Origin of the sequence: Paenibacillus tyrphae (assembly GCF_027925525.1) — a bacterium.
Lineage (GTDB): Bacteria > Bacillota > Bacilli > Paenibacillales > NBRC-103111 > Paenibacillus_G > Paenibacillus_G tyrfis_B.
Map to the genome: position 1 here is coordinate 17602 of NZ_BSDJ01000002.1, position 10697 is coordinate 28298.

Annotated in this window: 1 protein-coding gene; it reads right to left on the minus strand. The window is 57.4% G+C overall.

The window, feature by feature from the left end:
* Nucleotides 1-14 precede the first annotated feature (14 nt).
* Nucleotides 15-10694, minus strand: a complete 10680-nt coding sequence (locus QMG93_RS02395) for an SDR family NAD(P)-dependent oxidoreductase (RefSeq protein WP_413789257.1) — start codon at nt 10692-10694, stop codon at nt 15-17.
* Nucleotides 10695-10697 lie beyond the last annotated feature (3 nt).

The window sequence follows — 10697 nt, forward strand, 5'->3', positions numbered from 1 at the left end:
ACCCCTCTCCTTTCTCAAACCTTGATGTAGTCAAAAAAGCCGGCCGCCGGTGCTGGAGCCTGTTCCGCCGGATCAGGCCAATGTCTCATCCGGTTGAATTGGACTTCCGGACATGTCAATGGATGTGGAACCATGTGCGTAGCGGGTATCCCCTCATTGCTGACGATGAGATGCGCATTGTTGCCGCCAAGGCCGAAAGCGCTGATGCCCGCACGCAAAACGCCGTTCCCGTCGCCCCACGGCTGATGCGTCTGCACGATGTAGAAAGGAGAATCGTCGAACTGAAAACGCGGATTGGGTCGGTCGCAGTGCAGCGTGGGCGGCAGCTCCCGATGGACGAGCGACAGCAGCACCTTAATGAAGCTGGCTATTCCCGCAGCGCTTAGCAGATGCCCGATATTGCTCTTGACGCTGCCGACGCCGCAAAACTGCCTGACATCCGTATATTTGGCGAAAACGCCGGTCAGCGCCTTCAGTTCGAGCGGATCGCCGATCAATGTCCCCGTTCCGTGCGTCTCGATGTAGCTAATGGTTTCCGGATGAATACCCGCGTCTTGAATCGCTTGCTCCAGCAGCTCCTTCTGCGCTTCCGGATTCGGCGTCGTAATGCCCATCGTATGCCCGTCGTTATTGACGGCGCTGCCGTCAATTACGCCGTATATGCGGTCATTGTCCGCAATCGCCTTGGTTAGCGGCTTCAGCAGAACGACCCCGCACCCTTCTCCGAGTCCGATGCCGTCTGCGTCCGCGCTAAACGTTTTGCAGCGCGAATCCGGCGATAATACGCCAGCGGCGCCCAGCACCTCGAAAGGCGCCTCATCCAGCAAGATGTCGACTCCCCCGGCGAAGGCCAGAGCGCATTCGCCGTTTTGGATGCTTTTCACCGCCAGGTGAATGGCTGTCAGCGCGCTGGAGCATGCGGTATCAATGACCATGTTGGGTCCCTTTAAGTTATAAAAATGGGACAGGTGAGCCGCGATGAAGTTTTGTCCGATGCCGACTACCGTTTCTTTGCCGTACGTATCCAATTTGGAAGAAAAGTTGCCTGTTCTGGCTCCCACAAACACTCCCGTCTGCGTGTTCCACAGCTCCTTCTTCCCATATCCGGCATCCGCTGCCGCTTCTACACTCACTTCAAGCAGCTGGCGCTGCAGCGGGTCCAGCTGCACGGCCTGCGACTCGCTTATACCGAAATAGGCAGGATCGAATTGCTCGATATCGTCAAGGAACGCCCCCATTCTTTCGGCGCTATTGGCTTGTCCTGCTCCGGCCGTCAAGCGCCGTCTGGAAGCCGGCATTTCTTTCAGGCTGTCCTTCCCTTGCTTCAGGTTAGACCAAAATTGCAGCGGATTGGCGGCATCCGGGAAATGGCAGCCGATACCGATAACGGCGACTTTATTAGCAGCTTCTTCAGGCGACCAGCCGGCGAACTTTCCGGATTGCGGGTGCACCGATTCGTGCTGCGGCTGCCGGTCGGAGAGCTCGCTGCGTGCTGCCGCAACGAAATGCTCCGATGAAGCAAACAGAGCCGTCAGCTCTGCCGTATAAGCGCGGACGAAATGATTCGCCAGCTGCCGCAGTGTCGGATGCTCCAGAATAATGGACGGATCGACGGACACGCCTGCCAAATGACGATCCATCGACACAATGACCTGAGCCAGCAGGATGGAATCCATGCCGTACTGCTGAAAAGGCGTATCCGCATCGATCCTCGAAGCGTCTATTTTCAGCTCTTGAGCCAATAAGTCATGCAGCCAAGCCAATGTGTGGCCGTGCAGCCGGTCATGGCTCCAGGTCAGGTTTACGCTTGCAGCGGTCGGCCGCTCTCTGGAGGCGGATGGAGCTCTGTAGCTGCTTTTGCGACTCAACCCTATGTCTGGCCCGGCAGCTTCCCTGTCCAGCACAGCCGGAAGCACAACCGGGCCCAATCCTCCCGCCACAATCCGGTCCAACAGCTGCAGCCCTTCGGCATCGGTAAGGGTGAGCAGTCCTGTCTGTTTATAAGCAGCGCCTACAACTTCACCAAAGCCGGTCTCTTTCCAGCTGGGCCACTGGATGCTGACGATCGGACAATCGCCTGCCCGGGCTTCCGCAAAATAATCCATGTACGCATTGGCCATGGCGTAATCGCTTTGCCCGACAGCGAGTGCCGGAATGACGGACGATACGGAAGAAAACAGCGCAAAAAAGCGCAAAGGCTCCTGAAGGAGCGCATCGTAAAGCACATGAAGCCCGCGCACCTTAGGGTCCATGACTCTCTGCACAGAAGGCGCGGTCTTGCGGATAAAGGCAGGATTTGCTCCATCGACCAGACCCGCGCAGTGAATCAGTCCTCCGACGGGACCGAGTGTGCGGCGAATATGATCCACCGCCTCCCGGACGTCCTTCTCGCAGGTCAGATCGACCGCCAAAACTTGCACCTGCACGCCTTGACCTTCCAGCTCCATGACCGATTTGATTTTCTCGGCCACATCGGATCGTTGTTCCGCAAGCTGCGCACGTTCCGCATACTGGCCCCATTGTTCCCGAGGAGGTAGCGGCTCCCGCCCGCTTAGCACCAAGCGCGTAATCCCGTGCTTCTGCACAAAGTGCCGGGCGCACAGCAGGCCAAGCCCTCGGGTGCCCCCGGTAATCCAAAGCGCCTGATCGCGCGGAAACGGGCCGGCTATCCTGGATGAGCTGCGGATCTCATCCGCTTCGCTTAAATAAGAGCTCCAGCGCTGCCCATCCCGGTAGCACACTTCCGGGTCCCTGCTGTCGCTCAGGAACTCATCCGCAATTTGCCGAGCCAACCGTGCGGCAGGCGTCCCCGGCTCCACATCCATATGCCTTGAACGAAGGCGGCTGTATTCGCTTTGCAGCATCCGGTACAGCCCGGCGCGCCCCGCCCCTTTAAGTTGAATGGAGGCATTCTTGAACGATTCTAGACCTCTCGTAACAAACAGCAATGTCACATCGTCCCGTTTGTTCGTTTCGATCCACCGCTGCAGCCACGTTAGCCAGCCATGGTGAACCGTTGCTTCCCCGTATTCCCCGGGCCCCGCTTCCACTGCACAGCCCGTTAAATCGATAACCCCGATCAATCGGGACAACCGGTCCTCAGACAGCTGGGACGGAAGCTCGTCTTCTTCCCAAATCACGGACTCTGCCAAATCACGCGCCAACTCCGAGGCCAGCAGCTTGTTTTCTTTTGCCGTCAAAATGGCAATTGTTCCTTCGATGTCTCTGGCTTTACCCGCGGAGGATAGCTGCCAGCGCTTGTGCAGGAACGTCATCGTACGGGCTGGCACCGAAGGGGAATGAATTGCATGCTGCGACCGATCGTCCCCCTCCGAGCTGCCGCCTGGACTGGGGCCGAGCTGAGGGGCCCAGCAGCGCTCTTTGGCGAACGGATAAGGAGGCAGACTGACGCGCCGCGGAACGCTTTCCGCATGGAGCGGACTCCAGTCCACTTGCAGTCCTTTCACCCACAGCTCCAGCAGCTTGCCGTAAGCCCGCTGATCAAACCATGCGCGGACAACTTCGTTCCATGCTTCATCGGATGCCAATAACGTCATCGTCTCTTTATGAGCCTTCACTTGCCCCCGATAGATCCCCTCCACGCCCTGCATATTTCCTGAAATAAACGCTTGAAGCTTCTCCTGCAGTTCTGCGGTGGAATGGACAAGGCAGCCAAGCCGCTCCTCCATCGCTTCCCTGCCGGTCTGCAAAGTAAAAGCAATGTCCGTTAACCGGCATGCCGAATCGCTGCTCCCGTTCAGCAGAGCGCCCAGCAGTTGCTTCGCCCGTTCCTGCAAGCGTTCCTCCGTCTTCGCGGACAGCACAATGACGGCCGGCTCGCGAGGCGCGGATGACAATGTCGGCTCCTCGATTTCGCCAGGCCTATACTCCTCAATGATCAAATGGGCGTTGGCTCCACCCGCGCCGAAAGAGGAAATGCCCGCCCTGCGCGGGGCTTTCTCCTTATTCCCGTTCCGCTCGATTTCCGGCCTTTTCCATTCCTGCAACTGTCGCTGCACAACGAAGGGCGTCGCGCCAAAATCGATGTTTGGATTCAACGTATGAGCGTGAATCGACGGCACTAGCAACTGATGCTTCATCTGTAAAAGCACCTTCGTCAATCCGGCGATGCCGGCCGCGCTTTCGCAATGCCCGATATTGGATTTGACCGAACCGATCGCGCAAAACTCCCGGTCCGCGGTATACGCCGCAAACGCCTTGGACAGCCCCGTGATTTCGATCGGGTCTCCAAGCGACGTCCCCGTCCCGTGAGCTTCCATATAGCTGATGCTTCTCGGATCGACGCCGGATTTGGCAATGGCTCTCCCGATGACGCCGGACTGCGCGCTCGGGTTCGGAACGGTATAACCGTTCGTTTTGCCGCCGTGATTGATCGCGGAGCCCTTGATGACTCCGTAAATATGGTCCCCGTCCGCTACGGCTTTGGATAGCGGTTTCAGAATAACCGCCCCCACGCCTTCGCCGGGCACATAACCGTCGCCGTCCGAGCCGAAGCTTTCGCAGCGGCCCTTGCTGGACAGGAAGCCGCCCTGATTCAGCATAATGTATTTGTTTGGATGCACCGATACGTTCACGCCGCCGGCGACGGCAACTTCGCACTCCTCATTCTGCAAGCTCTGGCAGGCAAGATGGATCGCGGTCAAAGAGGAAGAACACATCGTATCGACAGCCATGCTCGGCCCGTGAAAATTGCAAAAATAAGAAACGCGGTTCGCGATGGACGCCGGGTTGCCGCTGAGCGCAACAGGCTTATGCCCCAATGCCTGCGCTTGGGCGCCGTAGAGCTGGTATTCCTCGTACATGACGCCGACATAGACGCCGACGCGGTTTCCGAACTCGCCGTTTCTCTGTTCCCCCAGGGTATCCTTGGTATACCCCGCATCTTCCAAAGCTTCGTACACGGTTTGCAGAAACAGTCGCTCCTGCGGGTCCATCAGCTCCGCCTCTTTGGGGGAAATATTGAAAAACAGCGGGTCGAAGCAATCGACATCGTCCAAAAATCCGCCCCATCTGCCGCCACCTTTATTCGACCGGCCTTCGGCTTCGTTAGCATACAGGCGGTAATCCCAACGGTCCTGCGGAATTTCCGTTATACAGTCTTCGGCATTCATTAAATTGCTCCAAAATTGTTCCAGATTATTGGCTCGCGGATAGCGGCCCGCGAGGCCGATGATGGCTATATCCGTTGACGGCTTGGCAGATGGGCCGACGGCAGCGGATGCAAACCTATGCCCCGCCTTCGTACGAGACGTGCGTTTGACGATGTTGGCAGTGATGACGTTCCCGTTCGAAGCGGTCGAGGCATGCGTTTCGCCCGACGGTATGCTAAGCAGTTCGATCAGCCGTTCCCGATGAGACTTTACAAAATAGCGGGCTAACGCTCCAATGGTCTGATACTCAAACAGCAATGTTTTCGATAAGGTGCCGAAGCCGGATTCCAACTGCTTGGTCAACTGCATGACCATGATCGAGTCGATTCCGTAGTTCTCCATCGGAGCATCGGGTTCGATTTGATTTATCGGCAGCTTGAGCACGGAGGCGAGTGCCTTTTTCAAATAATCTGCCGTCTGTTCCGTCAGCGATCGTTCCGACATTTCCGCACCCCGTCGCGGACGTCCCTCGCCTAGGACCTGAACCTGCTGCCCGAATTTGCCGGGATGAGTGTTCATCAGGCGCTTTGCAATGTTATGCAGCGTACAGTATTCAATGAAGAACGCAGAGGTCAGCTCCAGCCGGAATTGCCGGTTCATCATGCTTGCCAGCTCCGCCAGCATCGTCTGGTCAAATCCGTATTCCGCAAGCTCAACGTCCTTGTCCAATTTTTCCGGCGCTACATGGAGGATGCTTGCAGCCATATGCATCAAAGTGTGCAGTAGTCCCTGCTTCGTTACGTCGCCCGCAGCTCCCGCAGCAGGCCCGGAAGCGGCTCTCTCGTGCCGAGTTCCATAGACGTACCATCTCGCCAGCAATTCCTCCTTGAGTCGGGATGTGCGTCCGTGAACGACTGTCACTTGGTAGTCGTCCAATTGGAACGCCCGGTAAAACATGCCGAGGCCCGCTTCCGTCGTCATCGCTTTCATCCCGACGCTGTGCAGAAGTAGTTGTTCCGCATCCGCTTCCAGGCGCATGCCGCCTTCTTGCCAGAGCGGCCAATTCAACGCCAGCGTTTTCCCATGGCGCCGTCCGGACGCCGTTAGCTCGCTCCTGTACTGCGCGTAGCTGTCCATGAAGGCATTGGCTGCCGCATAGTCGGCTTGCCCCGGATTGCCGAACATGCCGGCCAACGAAGAAAAGAGAACGAAGAAATCGAGCTGCATCTCCCGGCTCGCCTCGTCCAAATGAACAGTTCCGCATACTTTGGGCGCCAGCACTTCTTCCGCTTCGGCTTCCCGTTTGTTCAGGATAAAGTTGTCCCTTACGATTCCCGCACTGTGAATAATGCCGTGAAGCTTGCCGTATGTTTGTCGGATGTGCTTCATAAGGTCCGATACCGCCTGCCGATCCGCTACATCAGACTGCCGGTACACCAATTGGGCGCCGGCTTGCTCCAGTTTATTCAGCTCTTGCAGCGTATCGCCGCTTAGCTCCGATCTGCCGGTCAAAATCAGCACCGGCCTGTGCGCTTTCGCAGCGATTTCCCTGGCAAAAATAAGTCCGAGTCCGCCCATTCCGCCCGTGATCAAATAAACGCCGCCATCTCTCCAAGGCATGTCAGCCCGTTTCCCTGCCGATGGGAGTTCGTTCCATGACTTCTCATACCGTTTACCTGCGCTATAGCGGATATGCATCTCGGCTGCCGTACCGTTTTCTTTCAATAGGGCAGCAATCTGGCTGGCGTTCATTCCCGGGTCGACTTCAATCAACTGGGCGGACAGCTTCGGATTTTCAAGAACAGCCGTTCTCAATAGCCCCGAAAGCGCCGACAACAAATGCAGCTGCCCCTCATTCGCTACTACCGTCTGGATCAAAACTTTCCCATCTGCTCCATCCACGTTATGGCCGATCATCCGCCGAATTTCGCCGAGCGCCCGCAAAGCGGCCGCGCGGAATCGCTGTTCTATCCCGTTGTTTTCCGGATGCTGGCGCATCTCATCTTCCGGAGCCAGCGCGATGCATGCCGCGCCGCCGTTCATTTCGACGGCAATCTGGTCTTTCAGATCAGTATAAGGCTCGCACAGCATGACGATATGCCGGTCGTAAGCGGAAGCGGGAGCGTCGGTTTGCAAGTCCCGCTCTTTCCATTCAGGCACCAGCAGCAGCGTATTTTCGTCAGAAAGCTTCATCGCCGCATCGTGTTCGCCTTCCAATATCCGGCTGCTCACCCCTTGCATGCGCACGCAAATGCCGCCGTTATCGTCGCAAATGTCGATGTCCAGCTTTTGCAGTGTATCCGGGCTGCGTCTGCCTTCACTGTACCGAACATACGCCCACATGGAGGACGCGCAGGGACGAAACACATCAAGCCGTTCCAGGGCAAACGGTACCGCAGGCTGTTTTATGGGCAGGCCTTCATGCCCGGTTCCCAGCCATAACCCGATGGACGCTTGGAGAGCGGCATCTATGGTGGCGGGATGCAGGACGTACCGGGCTTGATCGTCCTCCAGAGCGGAATGGAGCTTCAAGCAGGCGAGCGCTTCGTCCTGCCCTACATACAGCGTATCCAGCGCCTGATGAAAGTGACCGTAATGCAGCCCCAGCTCGTCATAAGCTTGATAGCAAGCTTCTTTAGAAACGGTATTCAGGCTGCAGCGGGACCGCACTTCCGCCAAATCGACGGACAGCGAATCTGCGTATTCCATAATCACTGCACTGCCGAAGCTGGATAGAACAGGTTCCTCAGCCTGTTGACTGCAATCCCGCGCAAATATCTCGTAACGGATTTCTCCATCGTCTTCGCCGGGACGAATTGCGATGTTCACTTCGATCGGCTCGTCCTCCAGACCGATAGGCTTCGTCCATGCGATCTGCCGCAGCGAGACGACGGAACGTTCCGGTGCCAACCCGCCCAACGCATTCTCCACGGCGGCCCGCGCCATTTCAAGATAGCCGGCTGCTGGCAATACTTTCTTGCCCTTCACCACATGATCCGCGAGGAAAAATTCGTTCCCCGTAAAGGTGGAAGTGTATTTCTGCTCCATCAAATCCGAAATATTCCGATGCAGCAGCGGGTGAAGATAGGAAGCGCCGACTGCGGACGCAGCGCCCGAATACAGCGAGAGGGCTGCTTTCTTCTCATATTCCGGCACCCAGCAGCGCTCTCTGGCAAAAGGATACGTCGGCAAGCCGATGCGTTTGCGCGCGCCATCTTGATGGAGTATCGTCCAATCCAAACGCAGCCCGTTCACCCACAGCTCAAGCAGCTTGCTGTACTTTCCTTTTCGAACCCACTGCGCGACGGTGCCCTGCATATCGTCGTCAGACGACAGCAGAGACAGCGGCTCTTGGCCGCTCTTCGCTTGTCCGCTGTAGATACCTTCAAGGCTGGTCCTGCCTTCCATAAAATGTTCCAGCTTCTCCATCAAATCCGCTATGGATTCGACCAGCATACCGAGCCGCGCTTCCATCGCTTCCCGCCCTGTCTGCAGCGTATAGGCCATGTCCGCCAAATGGCGGTCGGCATAGCGCTGCTCCCGCAGGGCGGCGAGCAGCCGGCTTGCCAATGCGTGAAGCCGCTCCTCATTTCTCGCGGACAGCACGATCATTGCCGGACGGGCCGGCTGGGCAGGAGCAGAAGAAGCTGCCGGCTCGCCCGGCACATACTCCTCGATGACGACATGAGCGTTCGAACCGCCTGCGCCGAAAGATGAAATGCCCGCGATCCGCGGCGCTTCTATCATGACTCCGTCGATCTCGACCGCGGGTCTCTCCCAGTCGCCCAGCTTCTGCTGGACAACAAAAGGAGTTTGATCGAAGTCGATGTTCGCGTTGGTCCGCTGCGAATGGATGGACGGAACAAGCTGCCCGTATTTCATCTGCAAAAGCACTTTGGTGACGCCGGCAATGCCCGCAGCGCTTTCACAGTGGCCGATATTCGATTTGGCTGAGCCGATGGCGCAGAAGCCTGTATCCTGCGTGTACGCTCTGAAAGCTTTGGTCAGGCCGGCAATTTCAATCGGGTCTCCCAGCGAAGTGCCGGTGCCGTGAGCCTCGATATAACTGATGCTGCGCGGATGAATGCCGGCCTCTTTGATCGCCCTGCTGATGACACTCGCTTGCCGGTTGGGGTTAGGGACGGTATATCCGTTCGTCTTGCCGCCGTGGTTGACGGCCGTCCCCTTAATTACGCCATAGATCCGGTCTCCATCGGCAATTGCCTTGGCGAGGGGTTTGAGCAGAATGACCCCCACTCCCTCTCCCGGCACATAACCGTCGCCGCCTTCTCCGAAGCTCTCGCACCTGCCTTTGCTCGACAAGAACCCGCCCTGCGTCAGCATCAAGTATTTATTCGGATGCACCGAGACGTTGACGCCTCCCGCGACCGCGACCGCACATTCTCCTTTTTGCAAGCTTTGGCATGCCAGATGAATGGCGGTAAGGGATGAGGAGCACATCGTATCTACGACCATGCTTGGGCCGTGGAAATTGCAAAAATAGGAGACGCGATTGGCGATAGAAGCCGGATTGCCGTTCAACGCAAACGGTTCTTTGCCCGTCAGTTGAGCTTCGGCGCCATATAGCTGATATTCCTGATACATGACGCCGACAAACACCCCTGCGCTGCCCGCCGACTCCGTCCCCGGCGGTCCGGCCACCGTTTCCCGCGTATACCCTGCGTCTTCAAGCGTTTCATACACACATTCCAGGAAAAGGCGCTCCTGCGGATCAATCCGTTCTGCTTCCCTGGGAGAAATATGGAAAAAGAGCGGATCAAACCGATCGACGCCTTCCAGAAATCCGCCGCATATGCCGGAAGGCGCGCCTGCCCCGCCCTGCCGCTCACCGGCATGAATCCGATCATTCCAGCGGCTATGCGGAATTTTCGTAATGCAGTCTTTGCCGTTTTTCAAATTGTCCCAATACTCGTGAATATTGGCTGCCCCCGGGTAACGCCCGGACAGACCGATAATCGCAATTTCGGGCGGTTGCTGCGCGGCAGTCGAAGAAACCGTCGTAGAAGGTGCCGATTGCGTCAGGACTGTCTCTGCCAAGCGTGTGGCTTTGGCCGGTCGTCTGAAGCGCTCCTTCTTCCCGCTTTCGGAGTGCCGGGCTTGCGCGGCGCTCCTGTCTGCGGCCGGGAAGCCCGGCGCGCCAATGGGCGTGCCGAGCAGCTCCGTCAGCTTGCTGCGGTGGGAACGCAAAAAATATCCGGTCAAATCCTGCATATTGTGATATTCGAAAAACAACGTTTTTGGCAGCGGTCCGAAGACCGTCTCCAGTTGATCCGTCAGCTTCATGACCATAACGGAATCGATCCCGTATTGCTCCAGCGGGGCGTCCGCTTCAATTTGCCGCTCCGGCAGCATGATGACGGCCGCAAGCAGCTTTTTGAGATAGTCAGCCGCACGTTCCCGAAGAACTTCGTCTTCTCCCGGCTCCGGTTCAGCGGGGATGCTGCGTCTGCCATCGGCTGCGGACAGCAGGGATTGGAGCTGCTCCGCAGCGTTTTCATGACCGATTCGGCCTTGTTTAATCTGGTTGTATAGAAGTGACAGTTGTTCTTTCATCGGTGGCACCTC